Origin of the sequence: Streptomyces sp. NPDC012474 (genome assembly GCF_042955185.1) — a bacterium.
Classification (GTDB): Bacteria; Actinomycetota; Actinomycetes; order Streptomycetales; family Streptomycetaceae; genus Streptomyces; species Streptomyces cahuitamycinicus.
Window position 1 is genome coordinate 20,434 of sequence record NZ_JBIBEP010000021.1, and the last position, 26,493, is coordinate 46,926.

Below are 26,493 nucleotides of genomic sequence, written 5' to 3' on the forward strand. Positions count from 1 at the left end.
TAATGCAATTTACGCGCCCCTGGACCAACGGGTCAATGCCCTGATTAAAATCAGACTGCTGAAGAGTCGAGTGATGAGGAGATTGATGTGGGCACGGGGTTGGCGGGCAGGAGTGTCTACGCATTCGGTGACAGTATCGTGTATGGTCACGTGTATCCGCGCAGTTTTGTGGACGTCGTCGCCGAGCGTACTGGAATGGCCCTTTCGAAATTCGCCCGGAACGGCGCGACCATCGGCCCCGACCCGCGTGCTTCCGGCGGGCAGATCCTTGCGCAGGTCGAGAAGGCCACGGCGGCAGCGCCGGACTTCATCCTCTTCGACGGCGGTACCAACGACGCCGAGTCGGTCTTCAACGGCCGGTATGACGTGGGGACTTACTCAATCGAACTCGAGAAGACGCTGCGCACGATGAAGCGCCGGTGGCCTGCCGCCCACCTTGTGTACGTGTCCGCCCACAAGCTCGGTTCGAGGGACTGGGACACCCAGGTGGCACTCCGCGAGGAAACCTTGCGGGTCTGTCGGAATAGGAATGTCGCCATCGCCGACGTCTTCGGGGACACCCCGTTCGACACGCGCGATGACGTCCACCGGGCTCAGTACACCTTCGATGACCTGGTCGACGGATTGCCAGGTGCAGAGGGATCTGGAACGCACCCCAATATGGCGGGGATCACCACATTTTATGTGCCGGTGCTCACCGCCGGACTGGAACAGATATCGCCCTGTTGATCAGGACTGAAAATGCAGCTCTGCCGGGCCGACATCGGCCCGGCAGAGCTGTTTTCTCACTTTTTCACTGGCCGAATCCGGTACCGCGCGAGATCCGGGCGTCGTTCACGTGCACTGCCCCGCGTTCACCCCCGTTCGAGTACCACGCGACCTTCGCGATTCCAGGCATCGAGGTACGGAACGCGGCATCGGTCAGCATGCGATGGCCGTCGATGTCCAGGTCGAAGCGCTGGTTCACAGTGTCCACGGTGAGGGTGACCCGGTACCACTTGCCCGTGGTGTACGTACCGATCACGGTGTCCGTGGTTCCCTTGTACGCGTGGATCTGGCCGCGGGCGAAGGCGACGCTGACAGCCGGGGCACCGCTGGCGTTGTACACGTAGGGCAGCCCGAACCAACCGGCCTGCGTGTCGTTGCGCATCACCTTCGTTTCGATGGTCACCACGCCCTGCAGCGGGGTGCTGAAGAGCCGGGCGAGATTGGTCCCGTCGGTGCCGCCGCCTTCGATGGTGCGGGTCAGCCGGACGCTCTTGTCGGTCGCGGACGGCGTCCCCACCACGGAGACGTCGTTGTTGGTCGAGATGACTCGCCATCCGTTGGTCCCGTTGGCGAGCGTGCCGGTCGCCAGGCCGTTGAAGGTGTCCGAGAACGCGATGTTCGGCGCGCCGCGTTCGAAGGCGCCGATCTCCGGACCGTTCCCGATCGGCACGGTCGCCCCGGCGTAGTCGAGACCGCCGTTGCCGGTGACCGTGGCGCCGGCGTCGGCGAAGACCGATCCTGACTGGAGCGCGAAGTTCGCCGCCGTGCCGAGTCTCGTGCCGTTCTCGTCACCGTAGGGTCCCGTGACGGAGGCATTGACGAACTGGGGAGCACCGACCACGGCGTTCGCGTCGGACGAGGGCCGGGTGGTCATGTTCGGCGAGTATCCGTTGTTGTTGTAGACGATGCTGGCCTGTTGCCTGAAATCGGGTGCGGAGTTTTCCGATACGAACAGATTGTTGGTGAACGTCACCTTGCCGCCGACACCGCCGCTCACCATGGTCGACGAACTGGTGTTGGCGAAGGTGTTGTTGTAGACGTGTGCCACCGAGCCGGTCTGCTGCGACATGTGGATGTTCCACCGCTTGCTGCCGGTGATGACGTTGTAGCGGATCACCACGCTGCCGAACTTGACCGCGGAGTTGCACGCGCACAGCAGGATGCCGTCGCCGTTGTCGTGGAGGTAGTTGTACTGGAACAGCTGGTTGGTGGTGCCGATGTCGGGGTCCAGGGCATTCTGGTCGGCACCGCCCGACGAGAGACGGGTACCCATGATCTCGTTGTGCTGGACGGTGACGCTGTCGGCCATGTTGGTCTCGACGCCGGAGACGCCGACCCGGTCGATCACGTTGCCTTCGACCAGTGCGCCCTTGACGCCCGTGACGTAGATGCCGTTGCAGCCGAAGGGAGTGTTCGCCTGCGTGATGTAGTTGCCGCGGAACGTGACGTTGGTGTACGGCTTCCAAGCGGGGTCGCTGGCCGTGGCGCGCTTGCCCCAGCCGGTGTAGACGGCACCGGGCGCGTCACCGGCGTACTGCTTCGTGACGATGCCGTTGAACGAGGTGTTCTTGATGGTGGAGTTCTCCACGGTGATGCCGTCGAGCATGGTGGGGGCGCCTGGCGCGGTGATGTCCTGGACGCCGGTCAGGAAGGCGATGCCGCCGGTGTTCTTCGAGCGGTCCCAGCCCTGCACGAAGCTGATACCCGGCTTGTTGTCGGCGGTGCTGCCGCCGACCCACTTGACCTCACCGGTGACGTCGTGCACGTCCACCGAGTCGATCACGAAGTGGTGCAGGGTCTGGCCGTTGTTACCGTGCACGCCGATGCCGCGGAAGTCGCCGAGTTTCGAGCCGTCGGTCGTCCCGGTGGGTACCGCGTTCGACACGTCGAGGTTGCGGATCTCCCAGTACTGCTGGTTGAACAGCCGCACCGCGTCGCCGACGGTGCCCTGGCCGGCGATCTTCGGCTTGGCGCCCGTTCCGTAGCTGTCGATGGAGATCGGGGCGCCGTCGGTGCCGGACCCCTTCGGCCACAGCTGCCCGGTCCAGCTGTCACCGGCCTCGAAGCGAATGGTGTCGCCCGGCTGGAACGTCTTCGAGTTCACCTTGCTCAGCGAGCGCCAGGGCGCGCTGGTGCTGGTTCCGGCGTTGCTGTCGTTGCCGGTTGCGCTCACGTAGTACGTGGTGCCCGCGGCGAAGGCCCGCTGCGCGGGAATGAGCACGATCGACGCGAGCACGACTGCCAGCGCGCACAGTGCGGCGGCTGTCGCTTGTGACACAAGTCTTCGGTTGCCGGTCATGGTCCTCTTCTTGTCGTCTGTGGTGGTGAGGTACTGGCTCCTGTCGTGACGCGTCCGGTCGAGACGACGCGTGACGGCTCGGGGCGCGGGCAGTCGGGGGCCGTGCGGGGGACGCACCGGCGGGTGCCCGAGGACACGGGCGCGCGTCCGGTCTGACATGGGGGAAAACGTATTCCGCGCAGTGTGCCCAGCAGTGGTCGAGTGCGTCAAGGTTTCGAGCAGATGAACCCGTCGACGCGATGCAGGGATCCTTCGGCTCAAGGCTCCCGGCTCCCGGCTCCCGGCGCATGGGCGGGACAAGCCGGCGGTTCGGGCCCGCCCCGCCCATGGGGTCGGTCGGATCCTCAGCTGGTCACGAAACCTTGACCAGCTTCCACCGCTGGTTGTTGCTGCCGGTGGTGAACCACTGGTCGATGGGTGTGCCGTCGGTGGTCGGGGCCTTGTACACGTCGGCCTTGTACAGGTGATCCAGGATCTGGTTGCGCCGGGTGGGCGGGTAGTCGACCAGCAGGCGGGTGTTGCCACCGCCGCCGCTGATCGCACACACGCCGTCGAAGGTACGTCCACCGCTGGTGCGGTCCCCGGTGATCGCCGTGTCGGTGGCTGCGTACGCGGGCGACAGGGCTCGGCCGGTCAGCAGGGGCAGTCCCATGAGCAGGGCGGTCAGGGCCGCCAACCGTCTGATGTGCCTGGCAGGCAGCCCTATGACGTGGTGCACGGGAAATCCTCCTCAACGGGAGCGCTGGTGTGAGTGATACGTGCACGAAGACCCGGTCCGTGGCCTGCCGCGTGAGATTCGCAGAGGTGGGGCGCGCCAGGTCGACGGTGTCATTCCGCGCGGGAAATCGTATTCCGCGCAGGGTGCCCGTCCGTGGATCAAAGGCGTCAAGCGTCGGTCAGCGAGCAGAGATGCATCGTTGACGAGTCAGGTCCTGGTCGCCTGAAGGTGCTGTGCGCTCGGCCGGAGTGCTCGGCTCAGGGGCAGGTCAGACGACGCGGATCGCCGTGCTGTCACGCACCACGACCTGCCCGCGCATCACCAAATGCTCTGCTTCCGCACGTTCCGCGACCGCGAGGCGGACCGCCTCGGCACCTGCCTGCGCCAGCGGCAACGACACGGTCGTCAGTCGCGGTGTCACGTCGGTCGCGAGCTCGATGTCGTCGAAGCCGGTCACCGAGATGTCGTCCGGCACCGCCACTCCGGCGGTCCGGAAGGCGGACATCGCGCCGATGGCGATGGTGTCGTTGGCGGCGAGAACCGCGTGGGACGGCTCCAGCCCCTCGGCGACCAGACGCCGTGCCGCGTCGACCCCTCCTTGGCGGCTCACCGCGCAGTGCGAGATCCGGATGTGCCGCGCCTCGACGCCGCCGTCGCGGAGCCCGGCCATGAAGCCCGCGGTACGGGCGGAGACGTTCCCCTGCCCACGCGCGCCGGCAAGGATCGTCACGTGCCGGTGCCCCGCCCCGGCGACGTAGGTGGCCAGTTCCTTCGCGGGGCCGTGATTGTCGAAGCTGATGGAGTCGAACGGCATGTCGGTGTCGCCGACGATCACTACCCGGCCGCCCTCGCGTTCGTAGCCGAGCAATTCGTCGAGCAGGCGCCCGCCGAGGGCGTTCGTATCGAGGCGGCTCGAGGTCAGAATGAGCGCACGCGGCCGCAGAGCACGCTGCACCCGGACGGTTTCGAGCTGCCGCTCGGCGGTGCCGTGGGTCGACGAGACGGTCACGAACGCCCCGGCGTCGCGTGCCCGCCGTTCCATCGCCGCGGCGACCATTCCCATCGACGGGGTCGTGAGGTCGTCGCCGACGACCGCGATCGAGTCGTTCGCGCGCCGCATCGCCCGGGCCGAGGCGTCGGCGGTGTAGCGCAACGCGGCCGCGGCGGAGAGGACCCGCTGCCGGTATTCCTCCGCGACCGTCCGGGAACTGCCGCCCAGCACGCGTGACGCGGTCGGGACCGACACACCGGCGGCCTCCGCCACGTCGCGCAGTGTGACGGTCGGCCTCGCTGAATGGGGCATCGTGCCGTCCCTCCCGCACCACGAAAACGAGCCGCCGCCGACGCTACCCGAGGATATCCCCGGCCAGGTCGCCGAGGTGTGGACGAAAGCGCCGGTGACCGACTCGGGATACGGTCGCCCGGCTCGAAGGTGGTCGCGTCGGCCCGGTCGGATTCCGGAAGGCCTGTGCGGCGCAGTGAGCACACGGCCTACGGAGTGACCCTCGGTAGTGATTCCGCGACTTCCAGGCGCTGGGCGGCTCGGTGCACAATGTGCGGCATGGAAGATGGAGCGGCAGCGCCTGTACGGCGTCGCGGGGAGGCCGTATCCGAGGGGCGCCAGGTGACCCTGCATGATGTGGCGCGGACAGCGGGCGTCTCACAGGCGACGGCGTCGCGGGTGCTCAACGGCAGCGTCCGCAACGTCCGGCAGGAGAACGTCGACCGTGTGCTCACCGCGGCCGCGGAACTGGACTACGCACCGCACCTGTCCGCCCAGGCGATCGCGCGGGGTTCGACGAACATCGCCGCGCTGGTCGTCAGCGGTGTCGACGACCCGTACTTCTCCTCCATCGCGGCAGGTGTGACGCAGGCGGCCGAAGCCGCCGGACTCATCGTGACCATGGCGGTTGCGGACCGCTCCCCGGAGCGGGAACTCCAGATCGTCGGGACGCTGCGCGGCATGCGGCCCCGCGTCATCATCATGACCGGCAGCCGTGTCGACGGCGCCGATGCCCGCGACGCCCTCGTCGAGGAGCTCCACGCCTACCGGGAAGCGGGCGGCAGCGTAGTCCTGGTCAGCCAGCACGACCTGCCGTTCCACACCGTCAGCATCGACAACTACGGTGGAGCGCGGCAGCTTGCCCGCGCGCTTGTAGGGCTCGGCTACCGGCGGTTCGCGCTGGTCCGCGCAGGGTCCGCACTCAGGACGTCCCGTGACCGGTGCAGTGGTTTCATGGAGGGCCTGCGCGAGTTCGGCATCGGCGTCGACGAACGGCTGGTGGTGGAAGCCGAGTTCAGCCGCCGAGGGGGTCGTGCGGCGGCCCAAGAGCTCGTCCGGCGGGGACTGGACGGCACGGAACTCGTCTTCGCCGTCAGCGACGTCATGGCGATCGGAGTGATGACCGCATTCCGCGACGCCGGGCTTGTCCCTGGCCGGGACGTCGCCGTCGCCGGCTTCGACGACATCGGCCCGGCGGTGGACGTCGTCCCGGAGCTGACGTCCGTGACCGTTCCTCTGCGGCAGGTCGGGCTCCTCGCGATGGAGCTCGCGCTCTCCGACGACGACTCCTCGCGGATCGTACCGGTCGACACGAACGTCGTCCTGCGGGCAAGCACACCCCCTCGATGACCGTGCCCGCTGATCGCGTGGTGAGCGTCGGCAGTCCGGCCCCGAGCTGCTTCGCGGCCCGGTCGACGCCCTCATGGCGGACGACGGTCTTCCGGCCTGCCGAGCGCGCCGTCAGCCGATGAGCACGGCGCCGTCCTCGGGAGAAGCCCTGCTCAGATCAGAGCACGACGTCGAGCCGAGCCGGGCGGCGGACCATGACGAGGCCCGGCTCGGGCTCACGGTGATGGCCGGGAGCGAGCCGCCGTTCGGGGAAGCGCTCCTGCAACTGTTCCAGGACGACGCGGGACTCCAACCGGGCCAGCAGTGCGCCGAGGCAGCTGTGGATGCCGTAGCCGAAGGTCGTCGGAGTGGTCTGTCCGTCGAGGACGTCGGTCACGATGTCGCGGGCGCGTGCTTCCTGCTTGCGGAGCACGGCGGGAGCCAGCCAGCGCCTGAGCCGAGCGCAGCGCCGTGTGGTCGGGCGGGTCCGACGTGGTGATGGCAGGTCGGCTGTCGTGCCACCGCTTTCCAGGGCGAAGGTGTCGACCGACGAGCACCCCTCGTGGTCGGTGAGGACGTCCGTACGTCGTCGTGGCGGGTGAGAAAGTGCCCGCCGGGGCGCGGCTGGGACACCGGGCCGTGGTCGCGGGCCTCGGCGAGCCGGGCGGCGGGATCGGTGCCTGGGGTTCCCGGTCCTGGAGCGGGCGGACCGGACGTCGGCGGCATCCATGAGTGGGAACAGGCCGCAGCCGTGCTTCCGGCCCATCAGGCCGGCGCCCGCGGTGAACGCCTCCCGCGGGCAGGAGCCGGCGCCCGCGCCCTGCCCCGCCGAGGAGCGTCCGAGTGCGTCACCTCGTTCTCGACGGCGACGACGGTGTTCGCGACGCGGAGGGGCAGGTTGCGGTGGGCGTGGATCCGAGTCCGGTGGCCTGCTGCTCCGGGGCAGCGCCGGCCCTGCCGGGCGCGGGCGCGGCCCCGGCCACGTGGTTCAGGAAGCGGTGTCGTGTGACCCGCCGAGGCCGAGGAGCGCGGTGAAGCGGGCTTCGGCCCGGTCGATCTCACCGAGCTGAGTGAGGATCGATGTGGGGGTGGAGTCACCGACCACCTTCTGCATCAGCGGGGTGCGGTCCAGGATCGCGTCCCGGATCGGTTGCAGAGCGCGCGGCGCGTGATGGAAGACCTGCCCGAGGGCGTAGGCGTGCTGGGACTGCCGGGCGGTGTGCGGCTTGCGGGGGGCCTCGAAGGCGTCGAGTGCCCGGCGGACGGCGGCGTAGTCGGTCAGGTCCACCCCTGCCAGGCGGCGGCCGATGAAATAGCCGTCCTCGGTGGCCATACCAGCGCCGTACCCGGCGTACGGGGAGGTGGGATGAGCGGCGTCGCCGACGAGGGTGGCGCGGCCCTTGGACCACTGCTTCAGTGGCTTGCGGTCGCGGATCACCCAGCGCTGGACGTGCGCGGGGTCGGTCGCGGCGATCAGCTGGGGGAGTGGACGGGCGAAGGCCTGACCGAGGCTGGTCGCGGTCGAGTGCAGGTCCCCGGTGAATTCCCGGCTTGCGTCGAACGCTTCGAGTATCCACCACTGGTGGCCGTCACGTCCCTTGTCACGGATGGCGGTCCAACTGCCCTGCACCGTGCGGGTGTGGGAGAGGACGCACATCCCGGGTTCGGTCTCGACGCTGTCGTCGAAGGTGTAGCCGCCGAAGATGTGCAGGTTGTGCTCGCGCTTGGGGCTGTCGCCCCACAGAGTGCGGCGGACCAGGGAATCGATGCCGTCCGCGCCGATCACGAGGTCCGTCTCGTGGACCCGTCCGTCCGCGAGGTGCAGTCGCACACCGCTCTCGTCCTGCTCGACGCGCTCCACCGTGTGGTTGGCCCGCAGGACTCCCTCGGGCAGCGCGTCGAGCAGCCGCTCGTACAGCTCGGGGCGCAGCAGGCCGACGAAGCCGCCGCCGTAGTCGCGGACGACCTGTTCCGGAAGGGCCGCGCGGACCCGGCGGTGCCCGTGGGCGTTGCGGAACTCGGACGTACAGGGCGCACCCAGGTCCTCGGTGTTCACTCCGAGCAGCCCGAGTGCCTTGATGGGGGGCGGCCACAGGTTGAGGATGTTGCCGGCGGGTCTGGCGTGCGGGTAGCGCTCGAACAGCACGACGTCGTGGCCGGCCTGATGGACGGAGAGTGCGGCGGCCATGCCACCGGGTCCGGCGCCGATTACGGCGACGCGGCCGCGCTGGGCGGGAAGTTTCGTCATGGTGGGTTCCTCAGCCTAGGTCGTCGTTGACCTGCTAGTTGGTGAGGGCGGGCTTCTCCCCTACAGGGTCGGAGCCCGGCAGGAAGCCCCGGGTGTGCGCGTGGCCCGTGCTCTCGAGCGGTCCTGGCTGTCCCAGCCTTGGTCCGAGGCCTTGGCGGTCTCTCCCGGGAGCACAGTGGCGGTTTCTGTGCCGGCCTCGATGAGGTCGCGGTCGACGTCGCGTCGGGTGGTCGTCGGCGAGCGGGTCGCCTCGCGTGGCCCTCGGCGTCGATCATTCCCTACGCCGCGCGGTTCACGGGCGCGTTCGCGGGCGCCTACGGGCGCGAGGGACGGCCACCGGTTCGGCACCGGGTACCACGGTGTTGGAGACGGTGCCGATGCCCTCGACGGTGAGGGTGACGGTGTCGCCGGGCTTGAGCGGCCGCGGGTCCTGGCGGCCGCGTACGCCCCAGAGCTCGGCGAGGCAGCCGCCGTTGCCGCAGGTGCCGGAGCCGAGTACGTCGCCGGGGCGTACCCAGGTGCCGCGTGAGGCGTATGCGGTCATCTCCTCGAAGGTCCAGCTCATGTTGGACAGCAGGTCCTTGCCGACGACCTCGCCGTTGATCTCGGCGGTCAAGGCCAGGCGCAGGAATCCGTCGCTGTCGCGGTAGGGCTCCAGTTCGTCCGCGGTGACGAGGTAGGGGCCGAGGGTGGTGGCGGTGTCCTTGCCCTTGCAGGGGCCGAGGCCGACCTGCATCTCGCGGGACTGGAGGTCGCGGGCGGACCAGTCGTTGTAGATGGTGTAGCCGATGATGTGGTCGCGGGCCTGCTCGGGGGTGAGGTCGCGGCCCTCGCGGCCGATGACCGCGGCGACTTCGAGCTCGAAGTCCAGTGCCTGGCTGCCGGGCGGCACGGGGACGTCGTCGTGAGCGCCGATGACCGCGTAGGGGTTGGTGAAGTAGAAAGTGGGCGCGTCGTACCAGGCGTCCGGGGCCCCCGGGATTCCGTCGATGCTGCGTCGTACACCCTCGACGTGCTCCTCGAACGTGACGAAGTCGCGTACGGACGGCGGTTGGAGCGGCGGCAGCAATCGCACCTGGGAGACGTGCGGGCCGCGCGGCACGTCCAGGCTTGCGTTGCCCGCCTCGCGCAGCGCCTCGGGACCGGCCTGGACCAGATCGAGAAGCGAGGCCCGGCCGGGGCAGGGGTAGAGGACGCCGTCGTCCTCGACGGTGGCGAGACGGCTGCGGCCGTGCTGTTCGTACGTGGCGAAACGCATGGCATTCCTAGGGAGCTGGGTGGGTTGACACAGGCCGGGGGCCCGGCGGCATGGCAGGCGGGGGAGTGCGCCGGGCCCCCGGGATCAGGGGGTCAGACCGGCGGAGCGACGAAGACGCCGCGGTCGACGTCGTTGAGCATTTCCTTGGCGACCATCTCGTTCATCGGGTTGGACGTGCCCCACTGGTCGGCGTTCTCGGGCTTCGTCAGGTCGTAGATGTGCGGGTGCCAGGTGTCCTCGTCCAGCTTTTCGAGCTCGGTGGTGTACTCCACGGTGTTGCCGTGCGGGTCGAGGAAGTACATGAACGTGTTGTCGCCCGCCATGTGCCGCCCGGGGCCCCAGATCTTGCGGGCGCCGGAGCGCATCACGCGGCCGGAGCCGCGCATGTACTCGTCGACGCCGCGCATCTCGAAGGAGAGGTGCTGCAGTGAGGTGTGCGGACCGCTGGCGATGGCCATGGAGTGGTGCTGGTTGCTGATCCGCATGAAGTGCATGACCTCGCCCATGTGCGGCAAGGCCATCGTGTCGGACAGCCGGAAGTCGAGGTGCTGCTCGTACCAGGCGCGGGTGGCGTTGATATTGGGGGAGTTCAGGACGACGTGCGAGAGACGGACCGGGATGGACTCCTTCTCCTCGATACGGCGGTGCCGGCGCGCCTCGACGTCGGCCGAGACCTCGATGGTGCGGCCGTCGATGTCGAAGAAGCGGAAGCCGTAGCCGCCGCCGGGGGTGTCGACCTTGCCCGGCTGGGAGATCAACTGCACTCCACCCGCGAGGAGTTGCTCGGCGAGCGTGTCCACGTCGGCGGGGTTCGCCGCGCCGTAGGAGATGAGGTCGAGGCGCTTCTCCTCGGCCTTGCGCAGCCGGACGATGTACTGCTCGGGGGAGCCCTCGGCGGCCAGGAAGGAGATGCCGGAGTCCTCGGCGACCTTGGTCAGGCCCCAGACGCCGGCGTAGAAGTCGAGCTGCTTGTCGTAGTCCGGCACGGCCAGGTCGACGTGTCGCAGGTGGGTGAGCAGACGGTTGGTCATGTCGGGCTCCTCAGGTGAGACGCAGCAGCGCTGCCGCGTTGCCGCCGCGTACGGCGTGGAAGTGGGGGGCGGGCAGGTCCGTGACGTCGCGCAGAGCACCGAGCGGGTCGTCGGTGCCCATGTCGAAGGGGAAGTCGGAGCCGAGCAGGACCCGGTCGGGGCCGGCCACCCGGATCAGCTCGCGCAGGACGTCCGGGTCGTGGACAAGCGAGTCGAAGTACAGCTGCTTGAGGTAGCTGCTGGGCGGGTGCGCGCAGCCGCGGGTGTCGGCGCGGGCGAGCCAGGCGTGGTCGGAGCGGCCGATGTGGGTGGGCAGATAGCCACCGCCGTGGGCGGCGACGATGCGCAACCCCGGGTGCCGGTCCAGGACTCCGGAGAAGATCAGATGGGACAGGGCGACGGCGTTCTCGGTCGGCTGGCCGACGGTGTTGGACAGGTACCACCGGTTGAGGCGCTCGTCGAGCGTGCAGCCGAAGGGGTGCAGGAAGAGGACGGCGCCGGTTTCCTCGGCCCGCGTCCAGAACGGTTCGTACGCGCGGTCCGACAGTTCGCGTCCCGGCGCGTGGCTCGATATCTCGACACCGCGCAGGCCCAGGCCGAGGGCGTGATCGAGGGCTTCGACGGCGAGGCCCGGGTGCTGGAGCGGGACGAGGCCGAGGCCGTGCAGCCGCTGCGGGGCCTGGGCGACGTACGCGGCGGTGCCCTCGTTGGCCAGTTCCCACACCGTACGGGCCAGGTCCTCGTCGGCCCAGTAGTGGTAGTGCGACGGAGACGGCGAGACCAACTGGACGTCGATACCGGAGGCGTCCATCGCGGCGAGCCGGGCCTTGACGTCAGTCAGTTTCGGGAAGCGGTCCCGGAACATCGGGCCGCTGACGGCGATGGCCTCGGGGCCGTTGCGGCGGGCGTCGAGATCGCGGGCCGCGGCCAGCCCGGGATGTCCGGCGACGGCGTCCTCGACCTGAGGGAGCAGGACGTGCGCGTGGACGTCGATCGTGGGTGCGCTGTTCTGGGGACTCACGGGGTTCACGGGGTCTCCTTCAGGGCGGACATCGTGCGGCCCATCAGACCGGGTGCGTCGGCGTCACGGACGCCGTCCAGCTGCCACTGACCGAGTTGCACGGATGCTTCGACCACCATGCGGACACGGTCGATCCGACGTTCGTAGAAGCCGGTCAGCAGGGCGTCGAGGGAACTCCAGTCCTGCTCCTGGCCCAGCATCTCGGCCAGTACGGAGGCGTCCTCCAGCGACATGGCCGCGCCCTGGGCGAGCGTGGGGGGACAGACGTGGGCCGCGTCACCGATCAGGACGACCCGGCCGCGGTGCCAGGAGCCCTCGACGAGCAGCCGGTCGAACCAGGTGTAGTTGACCTTGGCGGGGTCGGTGATGCTCGCGGCGATCTCCGGCCACGCACCCCCGTAGGGCGCGGCCAGCCGTCGCATCTCGTCCGCGTACGAGGCCGGGTCGATGGAGGCGCGGTCGCGGTTGGCCTCGACGAGGTAGGCGTAGATGGTGTTCTTGCTGGTGGGGCAGTAGCCGGCGATGTAGCAGGTTCCGCCGTAGGCCAGGGTCATGCGCTCCACGCTCTCGGGGCGGGGCACGGGGACACGCCAGATGGCCATGCCGGTCGGTTCGGGTTTGTCAATGACGCCGATCACCGCGCGCGTGCGGGAGCCGACGCCGTCGGCGGCGATGACAAGGTCGTAGCGGCCCTCGGTGCCGTCGCTGAACCGGGCGGTGACGCCGGACGCGTCCTGGACCAGTTCCTCGGCGGTGGTGCCCAGGCGTACCGTCGCGCCGCTCTCGAGGACGGCCTCACACAGGATCTCCTGGAGCCGGGGCCGCTGCATGCCGAAGATCGGGGGCAGGTCGTCCCCACCGGTGCGGATGTCCTGCTGGACGTGGAACACGGTCCCGTCGGGCGCGGCCAGGCCGACGGCGTCGACGGCGTAGCCGCTCTCCCGGACCTGGTCCCATACGCCCACTTCGCGCAGCACGCGCAGCGCGTTGCCCTGGAGGGTGATGCCGGAGCCGAGCACGTTCCAGTCGGGTTTGGCCTCGATGAGTTCCACGGCGATGCCCGCACGCCGCAGCAGCACGGTCACGGCGTTGCCGGACGCGCCGCCACCTATGACGAGGACGGTGCGGGGACGGGGGTCGTTCATGGGTTCTCCCTGAGATGGTGCCGCGCGACTTCGAGCGGCAAGGGGAAGGTCGCGGGTCGGGCGAGCGGGGGTGGAGCAGCCGTCCGGGCGCGGCCCGCCCGGCCGCCCGGGGCGTTACTTGACGGCGATGGGATTCACCGGTGAGCCGACGGACCCGGTGATGGGCAGCGGCGCGGCGGTGAGCCAGAACTCGTACCGGCCGTCGGCGGCGCAGTGTGTGGCGAGGGCGTCGAGGTCCCACATCTCACCGATGAGCAAGCCGATGTGAGGGATGGCGACCTGGTGCAGCGGCTGGAAGGCGTGGTCGAACTCGTTGGGCCGCACCTCGAAGCCCCAGGTGTCGGTGGCGATCCCGGCGATCTCGCTCCGGTGCAGCCAGCCGGCCGTGCTGAAGCTCAGCCCCGGCGCCGGTCCGCCCGCGTAGTCGCCCCAGCCTTCGTGACGGGCGCGGGTCAGCCGTCCGGTGCGCACGAGGACCAGGTCGCCACGACCGACCGTCAGGCCATGCGAGGCGGCGGTCGCGGTCAGGTGCTCCTCGGTGATGGCGAAGCCGTCGGGCAGTTCGCCGTCCTGGCCGATGACCAGGCCCACGTCGAGGAGGACGCCCCGCCCGGCCACGTGCGGAGCCATGTGCTCGATGCCGGTGACCAGGTCGCCTTCGGAGGTGACGACCTTCTCCGCCGAGCGGCCGTTCCACGCCTTGCCGTGATCGAAGATGTGCCCGAGCCCGTCCCATTGGGTGGAGCATTGCAAGGGCATGGCGATCACGTCGTCGGCGCCACCGAAACCGTGCGGAAAGCCCTGGCCGCCCAGGGCGGCGTCGGTGCCGGTGGCGAGCATCGTGTGCACCGGGTTCGTGCGCCGCCGCCAGCCTTTCTGCGGGCCGTCCATGTCGAAGCTCTGTGACAAGGAGAAGCTGACGCCGTCGAGGATCAGGGCCGCGCCCTCACGGCGCTTGGCCTCGTCGAGGAAGTTGAGCGTGCCGAGCACGTCGTCCTCGCCCCAGCGGCCCCAGTTCGAGTACGCCTTCGCGGCCTCGGCGATCGCCGCCTCAGGATCCGTACGGTCGATACGACCGGCGTTCATCGGGCCTCCTCCGCGACACAGCGGGTGCGCTGGGCGCCGAGCCCGGTGACCGAGCCGTCCATCACGTCGCCGTCGCGCAGCAGCCGGCCCCAGTGGATGCCGTTGCCGGCCGGACTGCCGGTCAGGACCAGGTCGCCGGGAAGCAGTCGGGCGGTCTGGGAGATGTACGAGACCAGCCGTGCGACGCCGAAGATCATGTCGCTGGTGGACTCGTCCTGCATGGTCTCGCCGTTGAGTTTCAGGGTGACCTGCAGGTCGGACGGGTCGGCGATGGAGTCGGCCGGGACGATCCACGGGCCGAGCGGGGTGAAGCCGGGGGCGTTCTTGCTGCGCAGCCAGTCGGTGCCGATCGGGGGCATGTCCCGGCGGAAGACGGTCGCGCGGTCGGTCAGGTCGTTGGCGATGGTGTAGCCCGCGACGTACTCCAGGGCTTCGTCCACGGTGACCCGGTAGGCGGGGCGGGAGATCACCGCGGCCAGCTCCAGCTCCCAGTCGGGCTTCTCGGCCCAGGCGGGCAGTACCACGTCGTCGTAGGGACCGCTGATCGTGGTCGGCAGGCCGATGAAGACGTACGGGAGGTCCTCGGCGGCCCGCTTGTCCATGACCGCGGCGACCTCGGCGCGGGCCTCCTCGACGGTGCCCGGGGCGTCCGGGGCGCGGTGTGCGACCGCCAGATCGATCACGTGCTGCCGGTAGTTGGCGCCGGACTGGAAGATCTGCCGGGGCTCGACGGGCGCGTGCACCGTCATCTCCGCCAGCGGTCGCCAGTCGCGCGTCGGGTCCCCGGCGAGGGTGTGCAGGCGCGGCAGCTCCTCGTCCCAGCGCTCCAGGAGCGCGAGCGTGGTCAGCGCGGGTTCACCCAGTGCGGTGCGCAGGTCGAGGACCCGGCCGTCCGGGGCCACGAGGCCCGGGAACCTGGACACGCCCGGTGCCGAAAGGGTGCCGATGGCGAACGGTCCGGAGAAGGGGGTGAAGGGTGCCGACGTGGCTGCGGATGTCACGGAGATTTCCTCCCGATTGCGGTGCCACCAATCTGGCCCGTAGATTGCAATCAGGGAAATCGATTTCCTGTATATAAGAATCCAGCCGGTGAATACCGATGGTGCCGGCTCCGGAATCGGGACGTTTCGTGAACTTGGCCAGCCTGGACCTCAACCTCGTCGTTGCCCTGCGCGCCCTCCTGCAGGAGCGCAACGTCACCAGGGCCGGCCAGCGCATCGGGCTCAGTCAACCCGCGATGAGCGCGGCCCTGGCCAGGCTGCGCCGCCACTTCGACGACGACCTGCTCGCCCGGGTGGGCGGAGGGTACGAACTGACCGCCCTCGGGCAGGCCCTCCTCGACCGAACCACCACCGCATGCGACCTGCTGGAGCGCGTCTTCGCCAGCCAGGCCGAATTCGACCCCTCCCGCGAGGAACACGAGTTCACGCTGATCGCCTCGGACTACGCGGTCGCCGTCTTCGGCGCCGAGCTCGCCCGCACCATCCAAGCCGAGGCACCAGGCATCCGGCTCAGGTTCAAACAGGTACCGAACGAAATCATCGACAGTACCGGGTCGCTGCTCAGCACCGTGGACGGGCTGCTGCTGCCCCACGGCATCATTCGCGGTTTCCCCACGGTCGAGCTCTACCAGGACAGCTGGGTCTTCCTCGTCGCCGACGACAACCCCGAGGTCGGCGAGCAGCTCACCCTCGACGACCTGGCCCGACTGCCCTGGGTGACGTACCAACGAGCCTACGACGCCCCCGCCGCCCGCCAGATCGCCACGCTCGGCATCGAGCCGCGCGTGGCGGTCTCCGTAGACAGTTTCCAGCTGATGCCACTCCTGGTCGCGGGCACCCGCCGGGTAGCTCTCCTGCAGAGGCGTCTCGCCGACGAGCTGGACGGACTCGCACACGTCCGCGTCATGGAACCGCCCTATGACGCCGTGCCGATCCAGCAGGCCTTGTGGTGGCATCCGGTCCACATGCACGACGCGGCGCACATGTGGCTGCGGGAGACGACGGCGCGGGTCGCCGAAGCCGTGGAGGCAGGGCGGCCCACGATCTCCAGTCGGCAGAGTTGAGGATGGGTTGGCCTTGCGAGGGCGAAGACGCTGCCGCGCGCCGGCCCTGCCCTCCCACCGCGGTGACGGATACCCACGTCGGGGAGGCGGGCGAGCCCGACCGACGGAAAGTACCGGTAGGCCGTGGCCAGCGACAGGTTGGCGATTGCCGCCGCCATGTCGCGCACCGCCCGCCCTGTTGCCCGAGCGGTGCCCCGACAGGTCTCGGTCAGACGCGGCGGCGGGTGAAGCGCTGGTTGAGGTTGCCGGTGTAGGTGTACTGGGAGATGCGGGCGCCGTCGGCGGTCGAGTACTCCCAGACATCCAACGCCAGGCCGGACTGCCGGTTGACGAGGCTGACCACGCCACCGCCGTGGTCGACCACGCGCCACTGCTGGCCGGTGGCGCCGGTGTCGGCCTGCTGGACGACGTCCGCGCCGTTCGCGGTGCCCGTGGGCTGGAGGAACAGGCCGCTGTGCAGGGCCTTGACGCGGACGTGGCCGTCGCCGGCGGCGACGAACTCGAACTGCTGGTTGGGGCGACTGTTGGTGGTCCGCTGGACGAGCCCTGCGCCGGCGGTGGTGGAGGCCCCGTTGATCTCGGCGGCCTTGCCGCTGTGCTGGGCCAGGAGGACGTAGGGGCCCGGGCCGCTGGGTGATTCGCCCAGCTGAGCCTCCCACCTGGTGTTGGATCCGGACGCGTCCGCCGGGAGGCGGTCCCGTGCGGCGGTGTCGCCGTACATGGTCCAGCGGGCCCAGTCGACGACGGTCCTCGGGAAGCGCTGGTCGCTCCAGAAGCTGGTGTGGCTGCCGCCGACGAAGGTGAGGAACGCCTTGGGCCAGGTGATCTCCGAGTACGCCTGCCGGGCTGAGGAGTACTGCGTGGTCGAGTCCCGGTCGCCGTGCACGAACAGGACCTTGGCCGAGACCGAGCTGGACGGGTTGCCCATGTCCACGCAGGACTGGGGGTTGGCGGAGATGATCCGGCTGTCGGGCCAGGAGGTCAGCAGACCGTGGGTGACCATGCCGCCCAGGGAGTGGCCCGAGACGCCGACGCCGATGCCGGTGTTGATGTGCCCGGCCAGCGGTCCGCTCGCGTTGAGCGCGAGGGTGTTGGTGAGGATCTGCGAGACGTCCTTGGAGGTGTTGCCGTTGTTGACGTCGTTGAAGTTGTGGTTGAAGTGCGGGGCGGGGACGATGAAGCCCGCCGAGGCCAGGGCCCGGATGATGAACAGGGAGTTCTGCGGGCTGCTTCCGTAGCCGTGGGTCATGTTGTACACGGGGAAGACCCCGCCCGCGACCGGGGCGTCCGTCACCGGGTTGCCGCCGGCGGTGCCGGTGGCCGGGTAGTAGACGTAGGTGGTGCACGGACGGCTGCCGCGGGTCCAGTTGTACCGGCGCACGCCGACAGCGAACGGCGTGGTGGGCGCCGTGTCCAGCGGCCCGGCGGCGGCCGGTGCCTGTCCCGCGCCGAGCAGGGACAGGCCCACGCCCGTCGCTCCGGCCGCGCTCATGCCGAGGAATGTCCGTCGTCGCATGGTCATGGGATGGCTCCTTGGGTGGGGGATGGGTGGAGCGTTCGGCGTTCCCAGTCGTTGCCGCGTACCGCGTGCCGGGTGGAGTGCGGAACACCACCCGCAGCGTCGGCGCGACCGGGAGGCGATGGAGGCTATGAGGTGGTCGAGTCGTGTTCGCCGCGCCTGGGAACGACGTCGATGACCGCCGTGACCGGTCCTGTGCGCGTCGTGCCGGTGACCGTCACCTCACCCGGCCTGTCGGTCGCGCCGGGTGGCAACGGCTGCCAGCGGACGGGGACACGGGTGATCCCGTTGTCGGCGGTGGTGAGCATGCGGAGGGAGGAGGGCAGCCTCGGAGCGGCACCCACCACGGTGGCGGTGTAGAGGGTGTCCTGGAGGATGTGCTTGGCGCGGCTGGCGTTGAAGACGTTGATGGACGCGTGCGGCTCCCACGTGTTCGCCAGTCCGGGCACGGCCCGGAACATCGGCTGGTAGCCGGCCGGTTCCCACACCAGCACGCCTGAACCGCGGTTGTCGACCACGTCGTTGGCGGCCTGGAACACCCTCCGGATGGCGTCCGCCTGGCCCTGAATCGTGCGCGGGAAGGGGGAGTTGGGCACCGGCGAGCCCTCACCGCCCGAGGCGGGGTAGGCGGTTTCGGCGATGTCGATCTCGTAGCCGGGATGGGTGGTGGCCATGGCGTTCAGGTTGCGATCCAGCGCCTCGGGCGTACCGTGCCACTCCGGGTAGTACGAGATGGCCAGCACATCAGGGTTCTGGCCCTTCGCCTTCACCCGGGTGAGGAACTGGTGCCAGAACTCCATGGTCTTGGCGAGCTTGTCCTTGTCGACGATCACATGGATCTCGACCTTGGATTTCGGTGACGCGTCGCGGACGGCCTTCATCCCGGCTGCGGCCAGCGTGGTGAACCGGTCCCACGCCTGGTCGTAGAGCTGTCGCTCCACCGGGTCGGTCGACCGCCAGTACTTCCACAGCAGGCCACCGCCGGGCTGGGACTGGTAGACATCGGCCTGGTCGACGAAGTACGGCGGATTCGTCGTGCCGATCTGGGCCGCCTCGCTGCCGTACATGAAACCGTTGATGATCTCGTTGCCGACGGCCACCTTTTCCGGCGTGGTGCCCTGCCGCTTCAGTCGCTTCAGGTAGTCGGCGGTGTAGTCGTACACGGCCTGGGACAGGTCCCCGAACTCCAACTCGGCCCAGGCGCGTGGCTTTGGTTGCTTGCTCGGGTCAGCCCATGAGTCGGCGTAGTGGAAGTCGATCCCCAGGCCCATGCCCCGCTGCTTGATCCACTTCGCTGAGACCAGTGAGCGCTCGGGACCCTGGCGCGGTATCGGCGTCGGTTGACCGGTGCTCTCGCTGCGCGGCTCGTTGAATATCCGCAGCCGGGTGTGCTGCATGCCGCGGTCCTTGGCCACGTCGAGCAGGTGTGGCCCGGCGCCGCGGTCCTGGGCCAGGGGGGCGACCCAGTACTGCTGGTCCTGGACGTCGTCCATCCAGGACAGATCGGCGCCGAGGGTGAGGTCGTCGCGCAGGTAGTTGAAGACCTGGAGCTCGCTGACACCGGCCCGGGCACGGTCCTGCCCACCTGTGAACACCAGCCGGACGAAGCGCGTTCCCGGCCGGGTGAACAGGTGCACCTCCCCTCGCGACACGGCTCGGTTGCGGGACCTGTCGGCGATGGTCTTCCACCGGCGTCCGTCGGATGAGGCCTCGACGACGTACCGGTGCGCCACGCCGCGGTCCGGGAACATCACCTTGACCTTACGCAGGTTGTCGTAGGTTCCACCGAGGTCGACGGTGAGCCACTGCCGGGCGCCGGCACGACCGGGCTGCCAGGACGTCGTCGGGTCTCCGTCGATGGCCAGTCCGGCGTTCGACGAGCCGTCGCCGGCTGTCGCCGAGGCCCAGTCCTTGGCGGCGATATTGCTTTCGATCGGCTTGATGTCCGCGGTCCCGAAGGTCGCATGGGCCTGCGCGGGCACCATGAGTAAAGTCGCGGACACCATGGTGACCAACGTCGTCGTGCCCGCGATGACGCGGGGCAGACGCTTGCTGCTCATGTCCTTCTCCTGACGGTGTGACGTACTTGCGGCGGGTGCTGTTTCCCACGCGGTCGGCCGTCGTTCTCCATGGCACTGGACGTGACCCTGTGCGCTCTGCCGGTCGAATGAGACCGGCAGAGCGTGGGATGTCAGGCGGTGGCGGCACCGACATCGAGGTAGTCGACGTTGGGCAGTCCGGCTGCCGTGGTCGGATCCAACCGGATGGTGTTGCTGCCGGCGTTCAGCGGGACGGTCACGGTCTTGGTCGTCCACGTCGTCCACGCACCGGTGGACTCGAACGAAACGGTCCCCACCGTGGATCCGTTGACGATCAGGTCCGCCGGCCTCGTACCGCTGGTGGAGCCATTGGCGAACCGGACCGCCACCGTCGCCGTACCAGCGGCCGCCGGAGTCACCGTGAACTGCGCGAAGGCCCCCGCGGCGGCACTGCCGTTGCAGAACCCGCTACCGGAATAGCCTGCTTGGTTCGAGTCGATCGTGCCCTGGCACACCGCCGGCGCGGTCTCCGCCTCGTAGCGCTGTCCCGACGGCGCGTCGGCAGAGGTCTTGACCAGTGAGAGTTGGTCGACGGTGACGCCGCCCGAGCCCGACGCCCGCACGGTGACGGTGGCGGCCCCGCTGGGCAGCGCGATGCCGGTGAGCTCGCGCTTGGCCCAGCCACTCGACGACGGGATGCCGAGGGTGCGTTGGCTGCCGTTGGCGCCGGTGATCACGACCTGTCCGGCGCTGCCCCGAGCGTGCAGGGACAGGGTGTAGGTGCCTGCGGGCACCGACGCGATCCGCTGCTCGACGCCGCCGCTGTTGCTCACCTGGAGGGCGAAGCGAGACCCGTTCACACCACCGTTGACGTTGGTCACCGAACCGCCGAGGTTCCGCCATCCCCGCACACTGGAGACGATGATGCGGTCAGCCTGGATGTCCGGGTTGAGGATGTAGTTGTTCGCCTGCCCGACACGCCACTCTCCGGTCGTGGCGTTGAACTGCCACTGGCTCACCGAGTGGAACTGCGGCCTCGCGCCGGTCTTGGTTATCGGCACCCACTGGTTGTACCCGATGCCGTTCCAGGCGAAGTCGGCCCAGCGGTCACCGGCGTAGATCACCGTGTTCTGCTTGGTGCCCTTGACCGTCACGAAGAACCCGGTCTGGGTCACGTGGCTGTAGTCCATCTCGGTGCCGGGAAGGACGTACTCGCCGCTGTACGAGCCCTGAACGTTGCTGCTGGTCGACTCATTGACGTAGTTGACCGAGGTGTTCCAGCCGTGCAGGTCCGACGCCGCGTGGTAGTACTTGCCGTCGAGCTTGAACATGGCGTTGCCCTCGCGACCGGAGCCGCGGCGGATCTCCGCGCCTGGCTCGATGCGCAGCGAGTCGGACTCCCGGAACTTGGCCACGAAGCCGCGCGACCGTCCTTCGCGGTTGGAGAAGATCAGGTAGTCCTTGCCGTTGTCGTCGGTGAAGACGGTCTGATCCCCGGTTCCGGTCGTGGGCGAGTTGGTGATCTGGGTCTGGAAGTAGCCGTAGTCGAAGGTGTCGGTGGGTGAGTCGCCCTGCAGCAGCAGAACGCCGTGCCCGCCCCTGCCCGTGTGCCACATCTGCACGGCGAGCACGTACTTGCCGGTGTTCTCGTTGTACGAGACGCCGAGCCGCCCGACCCAGCCCGCACCACCCAGGTTGGCGCCGCTGCCCACGCCGGTGGAGCGCGTCGCGACGCGGTTCTCGAACTTCCAGTTCACCAGGTCCTTGGACGAGTACACGGGGATCGAGACGAAGCTGACGTTGCCGTCGTACTTCCGCGTCGGATTGGCCCGGTAGAGCTCGGCGCCGGTGTAGTGCACGCCGTACCAGTAGTAGGTGTCGCCGAACTTGAAGACCCCACCGCCCTGCGAATAGATGGGGTTGCCGCTGGTGTCGTTCCAGAAGGTGTTGTTCGTGATGGTCTGGAACGTGCCTTCGTCGGCGGCCTCCAGGTCGGCGGCGGCGGTCATCAGTGCCGTCTTCGCGGCGGCGACCTCAGACGTGCCGGCCGACGTGTCGTCGGCGACATCGGCCGCGGCGGTCAACGCCTTGGCGAAGGGCTTCCAGGAGTCAGTCGTGTACTTCGTCGGAGTGCGTGTCTCGTAGTCGGACACCAGGTACTTGAGGCCGCGGTCCACGACCGGTGCGGCGGCACCCCGGTCCTGGAGCGCCGTTGCCGATGTCTTAGTCACCGGTGTCTTCGTTGCAGGTGTCTCCGCCGCGGCGGTGCCCGCCGAGAGCGGTGCCGCTAACGCCACGGACAACAGTGCGGCGGCGGCCACCTTCCAGTACTTCGAAACGACACGCGATCTTTGCCTCACGATGTCACCTTCCATCGTTCTCAAAGGCGCCGAGATCCGGCGCATTTCCGCTGAAGGGCAGTCCCACGTCGGTGCCCCTGTCGATGAGGGCACTGTTCGCCGCGGGACGGAGGTGGGGCAGTACGGGCAGGCCCCCGTCGGTCTGGCGGGGCGCGTCCCAGCCGGACGTCGACACACTCCGGAACTGGGAGTCCGACAGGGGGACACCGAGGTTCCACGAGTTGTACGCGGCGTTCGTGCCGCTCATGTACGACGTCGGCGTTCCGGTGTACGCGATGTTGTTGCGCAGGTTGCCCCGGCCGACGGCGGCGCCGCTCGAGTCGACGCCACGCATGTTGAAGTTGGGGTGGTTTCCGTACCCGGTGTTGTTGAAGAAGTCGTTGGCCACCGGGTGGTGGTTGGCGTAGAAGCCGGCTGCCTTGTTGAGGAACGCCACCGAGGAGCGGACGGTGTGCTTCGGCGCGTTGGCTTCGTAGTCGCCCCCGTAGTCGCCCCCGTAGCCGCCCGACTTGAAGCCGGCTCCGTTGCCGGAGGGCGTCGTCGTCCCCGGCACGTACCCGTTGCGCCAGGCCCACGAGTTCTCGATGATCACAGGCGAGTAGGTGGAGATGAGGTCGAACCCGTCGTCGGCGTTCCACCACGCGCGGCAACCCCGGAAGACGTTCGCGGCGCGGCCGGCCGGCGTGTAGTGCGAACCGAACCCGTCGGCGTTCTCGCCCGGCCCGTCGTTGCTGCGCAGGTCGTAGTTGTCGTGCGAGTCCGAGTTGAGGACGAGGTTGCCGCCCCCGCCGTTGATGAACAGGCCGGTGCCCATGTGGTGGTGGGTGTCGATCTGCTCGAAGACGCCATTGCTGCCGGAGATCCAGATGCCCCAGGACTCGGCGTTCCGGTTGTTGTTCTGTGGAACGCCCTTGACTTCCAGTCCTTTGAGGTGGATCCAGCTGCCGGTGACGTTGAAGCCCTTGATGCGGCAGTTGTCCGTCATCCGTGAGAAGTCGAAGACCGGCTTCTCACCCGGATGGGCCCAGTACCGGATCGGGTTGCCCGAGCTTCCGCTCTTGTTCAGGGTGATCGCGTCGACTCTGGCGGTCTGGTTCGAACAGGCGCTGTTCGCGCGGGTGTAGGCGTAGGTGCCGCCCCGGAAGTAGACCGTGTCGCCCGCCTTGGCGGCGGCCTGCGCACGGGCGATCGATGCCCACGGAGCGGCCTGCGTACCTGCTGCGCCGTCGTTTCCGTTCGGGGCGACGTAGTAGGTGCTTCCGGCCGCCGCGGCGCTCGCGGACGCCGAGCCGGGGGCCATGACGACGGAACTCGCCGTGACCACCGAGAGCAGGAGGGCAGGGGTGACGAACTTCGCGGTTCTCACAGCGTCAGCTCCCGAGTCAGGTGATTTCCCGTGCACCGGCAAGGCTCATGCCTGCCTGAAGTGCTCAGCGCAGGTGCGGAGACTGCTTTTCGAAGGGCGGGACCACGCGCGTGCTTCTTCAGAACTCATGGAGCCGGCGGCCAGGTTGGCGATGAAGTGGCGCGAGCCGATCAGGAAGACCCCGATCAGCGGGATCACCGACATGAGCGCTCCGGCGATGACCATCGACTGGTCGGTGGTGTAGACGCCGTTCAGCCGCTGCGCGGCCACCTGCAGCGTCACCTTGCCCGGGTCGGTCATCACGGTCAGTAGCCACAGGTAGTCGTTCCAAATATGGAAGAAGGTGAAGATCCCCAGGAACGCCAGCCCCGGGCGAAGCACCGGCAGCCCCACCGTCCACCACTGGCGGAAGAACCCGGCCCCGTCCAACCTCGACGCCTGGATCAGCTCGTCGGCGATCGCCCCCTGCGCGTACTGGCGCATCCGGAACAGACCGGTGGGGCCGGTGTCCATAGGGAACGCGATCATCCGCCCCTCGGGTGTGATGCACTCGTTCCACTTCCAGCCCAGGTACCGGCTCTTCAGTCCGGCCGCCCCGAAGTCGTTCAGGTCGACGGACACGTCCTGGTTGGGGAAGTAGGTGGCCACGTCCGAGTTGACGCCGATGATGTCCGGCACCAGCGACTTGCCGGCGAGCGCGGTACGCACCTTGGTGTTGAAATGGCCGCCGTTGTTGGTGCGGCTGATTCTGAAACCCTCGGCCCCGGGAATGCCCCTCGTCTCTGCCCGGGCGACCAGCTCGTCGCTCACCGACCGGTCCCAGGTCCACAGTGTGATCTCATCCGAGTCGCCGAGCGAGCGCTGCGACCCACAGCCGGCCGTCCAGAACCCTCCGGCGGCCGCTCCGGCGCCCAGCGCCAGAAGCCGTCTTCGTGACACTGCCATGGGCGTGTGCACCACCTTCCGAGCGAGCGGCCCACCCCCTGATCGCTCCGGCGGTGACCGAACAGACATCGCGAACCGCTGCTCTGGTTGAACGGGGGTGGGCTTTCTCGAGGAGGCTCGGCATTGCCGCCGACACACCGCACACATCGCTGCCCACGAGCGGCGGTGTGGACCTCATGGCTCACAGGACGAAGCGGCTGCTGCGCAGCTCCGTACCCGTCGCCGGGCCCCTGGTCCTGCTATGCGCCAGACGGCAGGCTCTGGCCGGCGGCACGGCCACCGACGCCGCTCATGATGGCGTTGATGATGCCCTGCTGGGTCACCGTGAGGGAGCGCCGGTTGAAGAGTCCGAACCCGTACCGATCGGTTGTGCCGTTGTCCCAGTAGACGGGGGCCGCCCCGTATTTCTTGGCGGTGGCCGTGACAGCCCGCGCGAAGTCCGCACGATACCTGTTGTTCGACGAATCGAACGACGACTTGTCGATCGCGCCGTACTCGCCGAGCACTACCGGATACCCCTTCGTGACGAAGGTGTCATGCATCTTTTTGAGCTGGGAATCCAGGTAGTCCTCCTGGCCCCAGGTCGACGTTCTCGATGGATTGGTCGCCGCTCGCCCCCACTGCGTGATGGTGCCGCTTTCCTCTCCGGCGAAGTCCCACGGGCTGTAGTGGTGGACGGAGATCATGATGCGCCGCTCGTTGGCGGGAATGGAGGGGGAGCGATACTGGTCGGACGGAAGCTTGAAGCCGTAATTCCCCGCGGTGTAATCGATGTTCGTGTTCCAGCCGGGGACGAGCAGCCACCTCGAGCTGTTGTTTCCGCCGGTTTTCCGCACGGTGTCCACGAAGATCTGGTTGTAGCTGTTGATGTTCGAGTAGCACGGCTGGGTCGGGTTGCCGTACTGCCCGTCAAACTCCTCGTTCATGGACTCCAGGATCAGGCGCTGGTCGTAGTTCCTGAACCGGTTCGCGATTTGCTGCCAAGCTTTCTGATACTTGTCCTTGATCGTCGTTTGGGAGGGTGAATCGCAGATCAGCCAGGAGCCGTTGATGGTCTTGTATCCGTCACCGTGCATGTTGATCATCACATGCAGGCCCCTGTTGTAGGCGTAGTTGACGACTTCTTGGATTCGGTTCAGCCAGGAGGGATTTATCGTGTAATTCGGGCCGGGTCCTATGCTGCCCAGGTAGGAGACCGGGATCCGGATCGTCTTGAACCCTGCCGCCCTCACTTTGTCGATGAGGGCTTGCGTGACGGTCGGCTGGCCCCATGCCGTTTCGCTGGGGTATCCGTTGGTGGTGGCTTCGAGTTGGTTCCCCAGATTCCATCCCGCGCCCATGTCGGCCACGATCTGCGAAGCGCTCGACTGTGCCACGGTGTCGGCCGATGCCTGATGTGCAGCGCCGTACACGGATGCGGCAACCGTCAACAGGACGGCAAGGAATACGGCTCTGATCTTCCCTGCTAGTGAAACCATGAGCTTTCCTCTCTTCCGGCCTTGAGGGCGACGGCCCCCAAGTGGACCTGTCTGCCCGAGTGCGAGCGGCCGGAGCCGCACCGGGTGTTCGGGGGTGTCGTTCCCGCCCCTGGTCTGGGAACGTACACAGTCAATTGCGCCACTCACGGCTTGCCTCGCAGTGATCCGAGAAGTGGTCGGAGCTGCGAAGGGACCGCGTTGCGCACGGGGCCGGGCGCCGTGCGTGGTTGATCCTCAGCTCAGGGCGGATTCCCAAGTCGCCGAGGTAGTTGCTGTGGCCGGCATCGCGGAAGGCGAGGAACACCTTGGCGGCGGGCAGTTCCCGAAACGCCTGACGAGCGGAGGAGATCGGGGCACGCTCCGTCGCGGTCGCCGTGCATGAACAGGGCCTTGGCGGGGACCGACGGGCTCGGGTTGCCCACGTCCACACAGGACATGGGGACCGTGGGCCGTGATCCGTGCGTCCGGCCGGGCAGTCAGCAGGCCGTGGGTGGTCACGCCGCCCATCGAGTGGCCGGAGACGCCGACTCCGACCG

Annotated in this window: 19 protein-coding genes and 3 pseudogenes; 3 read left to right on the forward strand and 19 right to left on the reverse strand. The window is 68.4% G+C overall.

Annotation, left to right across the window (positions count from 1 at the left end):
- The first annotated feature begins 87 nt into the window (after positions 1-87).
- Positions 88-729: a GDSL-type esterase/lipase family protein gene (locus ACFY9S_RS33860; protein WP_391136226.1), complete on the forward strand. Its 642-nt coding sequence runs from the start codon at positions 88-90 to the stop codon at positions 727-729.
- A gap of 64 nt (positions 730-793) precedes the next feature.
- On the opposite strand, the gene ACFY9S_RS33865 is transcribed toward ACFY9S_RS33860, so the two are convergent.
- The 3 genes from ACFY9S_RS33865 to ACFY9S_RS33875 form a co-directional block, all read right to left on the reverse strand.
- Complete coding sequence (locus ACFY9S_RS33865) at positions 794-3,226, reverse strand: right-handed parallel beta-helix repeat-containing protein (protein WP_391136228.1); 2,433 nt, start codon at positions 3,224-3,226, stop codon at positions 794-796.
- Between the two features lie 193 nt (positions 3,227-3,419).
- Positions 3,420-3,785: a hypothetical protein gene (locus ACFY9S_RS33870; protein WP_391136231.1), complete on the reverse strand. Its 366-nt coding sequence runs from the start codon at positions 3,783-3,785 to the stop codon at positions 3,420-3,422.
- Positions 3,786-4,053: 268 nt separating this feature from the next.
- Positions 4,054-5,088 (reverse strand): substrate-binding domain-containing protein, encoded by a 1,035-nt coding sequence (locus ACFY9S_RS33875; protein ID WP_391136234.1) that lies wholly within the window; start codon positions 5,086-5,088, stop codon positions 4,054-4,056.
- A gap of 321 nt (positions 5,089-5,409) precedes the next feature.
- Between ACFY9S_RS33875 and ACFY9S_RS33880 the strand changes: the two genes are divergently transcribed.
- On the forward strand, positions 5,410-6,417 hold the full coding sequence (locus ACFY9S_RS33880; RefSeq protein ID WP_391136237.1) for a substrate-binding domain-containing protein: 1,008 nt from the start codon (positions 5,410-5,412) through the stop codon (positions 6,415-6,417).
- 157 nt (positions 6,418-6,574) lie between these two features.
- Here the strand turns inward: ACFY9S_RS33880 and ACFY9S_RS33885 are convergent, their stop codons facing one another.
- The 9 genes and pseudogenes from ACFY9S_RS33885 to ACFY9S_RS33925 all read right to left on the reverse strand — a co-directional run bounded on the left by ACFY9S_RS33885 (position 6,575) and on the right by ACFY9S_RS33925 (position 15,186).
- Positions 6,575-6,829: a hypothetical protein gene (locus tag ACFY9S_RS33885; protein WP_391136612.1), complete on the reverse strand. Its 255-nt coding sequence runs from the start codon at positions 6,827-6,829 to the stop codon at positions 6,575-6,577.
- Positions 6,830-7,082: 253 nt separating this feature from the next.
- Positions 7,083-7,311 (reverse strand): annotated as a pseudogene (locus ACFY9S_RS33890) (4-hydroxy-2-oxovalerate aldolase); the annotation flags it as partial.
- Between the two features lie 73 nt (positions 7,312-7,384).
- Positions 7,385-8,644 carry an FAD-dependent monooxygenase gene (locus tag ACFY9S_RS33895; protein ID WP_391136240.1) on the reverse strand — a complete coding sequence of 420 codons (1,260 nt, stop codon included), beginning with the start codon at positions 8,642-8,644 and terminating at the stop codon, positions 7,385-7,387.
- Between the two features lie 292 nt (positions 8,645-8,936).
- Complete coding sequence (locus ACFY9S_RS33900; protein ID WP_391136243.1) at positions 8,937-9,902, reverse strand: fumarylacetoacetate hydrolase family protein; 966 nt, start codon at positions 9,900-9,902, stop codon at positions 8,937-8,939.
- Between the two features lie 92 nt (positions 9,903-9,994).
- On the reverse strand, positions 9,995-10,933 hold the full coding sequence (locus ACFY9S_RS33905; RefSeq protein ID WP_391136246.1) for a VOC family protein: 939 nt from the start codon (positions 10,931-10,933) through the stop codon (positions 9,995-9,997).
- Between the two features lie 10 nt (positions 10,934-10,943).
- Positions 10,944-11,963, reverse strand: coding sequence for an amidohydrolase family protein (locus ACFY9S_RS33910; RefSeq protein WP_391136248.1), 1,020 nt, complete (start codon positions 11,961-11,963; stop codon positions 10,944-10,946).
- On the reverse strand, positions 11,960-13,099 hold the full coding sequence (locus tag ACFY9S_RS33915) for an FAD-dependent monooxygenase (RefSeq protein WP_391136251.1): 1,140 nt from the start codon (positions 13,097-13,099) through the stop codon (positions 11,960-11,962). Before ACFY9S_RS33915 ends, ACFY9S_RS33910 begins: the two co-directional genes overlap by 4 nt.
- 114 nt (positions 13,100-13,213) lie before the next feature.
- Entirely contained in the window at positions 13,214-14,185 is a 972-nt protein-coding gene (locus tag ACFY9S_RS33920) for a cyclase family protein (protein WP_391136254.1), read from the reverse strand.
- Positions 14,182-15,186, reverse strand: coding sequence for a fumarylacetoacetate hydrolase family protein (locus ACFY9S_RS33925; protein WP_391136256.1), 1,005 nt, complete (start codon positions 15,184-15,186; stop codon positions 14,182-14,184). Before ACFY9S_RS33925 ends, ACFY9S_RS33920 begins: the two co-directional genes overlap by 4 nt.
- A 128-nt stretch (positions 15,187-15,314) precedes the next feature.
- On the opposite strand from ACFY9S_RS33925, the gene ACFY9S_RS33930 reads away from it, so the two are divergent.
- Positions 15,315-16,250, forward strand: a complete 936-nt coding sequence (locus tag ACFY9S_RS33930) for a LysR family transcriptional regulator (protein WP_391136260.1) — start codon at positions 15,315-15,317, stop codon at positions 16,248-16,250.
- A 208-nt stretch (positions 16,251-16,458) separates the two neighbouring features.
- Here ACFY9S_RS33930 and ACFY9S_RS33935 read toward each other — a convergent pair whose 3' ends face one another.
- The 7 genes and pseudogenes from ACFY9S_RS33935 to ACFY9S_RS33965 all read right to left on the reverse strand — a co-directional run bounded on the left by ACFY9S_RS33935 (position 16,459) and on the right by ACFY9S_RS33965 (position 25,957).
- Positions 16,459-17,772, reverse strand: a complete 1,314-nt coding sequence (locus tag ACFY9S_RS33935; protein ID WP_391136262.1) for an RICIN domain-containing protein — start codon at positions 17,770-17,772, stop codon at positions 16,459-16,461.
- Between the two features lie 125 nt (positions 17,773-17,897).
- Positions 17,898-19,829 (reverse strand): glycosyl hydrolase 53 family protein, encoded by a 1,932-nt coding sequence (locus ACFY9S_RS33940; protein WP_391136265.1) that lies wholly within the window; start codon positions 19,827-19,829, stop codon positions 17,898-17,900.
- Positions 19,830-19,981: 152 nt separating this feature from the next.
- Positions 19,982-20,386 (reverse strand): annotated as a pseudogene (locus ACFY9S_RS33945) (carbohydrate-binding protein); the annotation flags it as partial.
- A 633-nt stretch (positions 20,387-21,019) separates the two neighbouring features.
- Positions 21,020-22,213 (reverse strand): annotated as a pseudogene (locus tag ACFY9S_RS33950) (family 43 glycosylhydrolase); the annotation flags it as partial.
- The gene (locus ACFY9S_RS33955) at positions 22,173-23,534 is read right to left on the reverse strand and encodes a right-handed parallel beta-helix repeat-containing protein (RefSeq protein ID WP_391136268.1); all 1,362 of its coding nucleotides are present in this window, start codon (positions 23,532-23,534) and stop codon (positions 22,173-22,175) included. The gene ACFY9S_RS33955 and the pseudogene ACFY9S_RS33950, both read right to left, overlap by 41 nt.
- A 45-nt stretch (positions 23,535-23,579) precedes the next feature.
- A complete protein-coding gene (locus ACFY9S_RS33960; protein ID WP_391136271.1) occupies positions 23,580-24,479 on the reverse strand; it encodes an ABC transporter permease subunit in 900 nt (299 codons plus the stop codon).
- A gap of 239 nt (positions 24,480-24,718) precedes the next feature.
- Entirely contained in the window at positions 24,719-25,957 is a 1,239-nt protein-coding gene (locus ACFY9S_RS33965) for a cellulase family glycosylhydrolase (protein ID WP_391136274.1), read from the reverse strand.
- Positions 25,958-26,493 lie beyond the last annotated feature (536 nt).